The following is a 1,087-nucleotide window of genomic DNA, read 5'->3' on the forward strand; positions in this document are numbered from 1 at the left end:
TGAAGTCTCAAGGGTCGTTGCGACAGCTTTCCCTATCTTAGGTTCATCATCTCTTCTCTGAAGGCTTCAGTGGGCGTGCGCCAGCCGAGGCACTTTCTGGGTGTGCTGTTCAAACGGTCGGCAATCGCCTTCATTTGGCGACTGGAGAGCACTGCGAGTTCCGTGTCGCGGGGGAGATACCGACGCGCGCGCTTGTTCATGTTTTCGACAGAACCTTTTTGCCACGGCGCTTGCGGATCGCAGAACCAGCTTTCTGTGCCAATCCCGGACATCAGTTTACGCCATTCGCGGAATTCGAAACCGCGGTCAAAAGTGATCGATCTCCGGGCTGGCTGGGGCAGGGGCTCCATCACATTCATCAGATTGTTGATCAGATGCGTGGAGCTACGATCGTTGTTGCGGAACAGGACGGCAAAGCGGGTCTTGCGTTCAACGAGCGAAGCGACGTTCATCTTGCCCTGAGACCGCTCGAAGATCATCAGATCGCCCTCCCATTCGCCGAAGGTTTCTCGGGTTTTCACATATTCCGGACGCTGGTGGATAGACCGCTCCGGTGGAAAAACCTGGCCCCTTGGCCGCCTTGCATAGCGGGGCCTGCGCTTCTTGCGCCGACCCGGGAGGTGCCGGGCGAGCTCTTCGGATTGGCCTTCGGGGCTATAGATATAGGCGTAAATCGTCTCGTGGCTGACGCGCAGGGGCTGCCCGTCGAAACCGAGGCGGCCCGCGATTTGCTCCGGTGTCCAACCGACCTTCAGTTGAGCGATGACATGGGCGCGCAATACTTCCAAGCGGATCAATTTACGTCGCCGCGCGCGGCGCTTTGATGCCTCGCGCTGTGCAGTCATGCCGTAGTAGCCGTTCAGATACGGCAGTTCTGCGTCGGTGAAAGAATTCCGTTTGATCTCGCGGTAAATGGACGAGCGATGCCTGCCGAGTTCCGCTGCGATCCTGCTTATCGGCACCTTCGCGTTCAGCATATCTTCGATCGCGCGTCTTTCATGTAAATCCAGTTCTGTGTGGGCCATGTCCGGTCTCCTTGCTTTTCAGCAAGATAGAGAGTGTGTCGCAACGCAGATTAGAATGTGCC

At 57.3% G+C, this 1,087-nt stretch carries 1 protein-coding gene; it reads right to left on the reverse strand.

Annotated features, from left to right (window positions below; all coding sequences use genetic code 11):
- Window positions 1-32: 32 nt before the first annotated feature.
- The gene (locus tag CLV74_RS22475; protein WP_106269173.1) at window positions 33-1,025 is read right to left on the reverse strand and encodes an IS30 family transposase; all 993 of its coding nucleotides are present in this window, start codon (window positions 1,023-1,025) and stop codon (window positions 33-35) included.
- Window positions 1,026-1,087: the final 62 nt, after the last annotated feature.

The sequence above is a fragment of the Donghicola tyrosinivorans genome (assembly GCF_003003355.1).
GTDB lineage: Bacteria > Pseudomonadota > Alphaproteobacteria > Rhodobacterales > Rhodobacteraceae > Donghicola > Donghicola tyrosinivorans.

Bases quoted from the DNA above. Each gene is read 5' to 3' on its own strand.
- CLV74_RS22475 (WP_106269173.1), bottom strand. From the start codon at position 1,025: ATGGCCCACACAGAACTGGATTTACATGAAAGACGCGCGATCGAAGAT.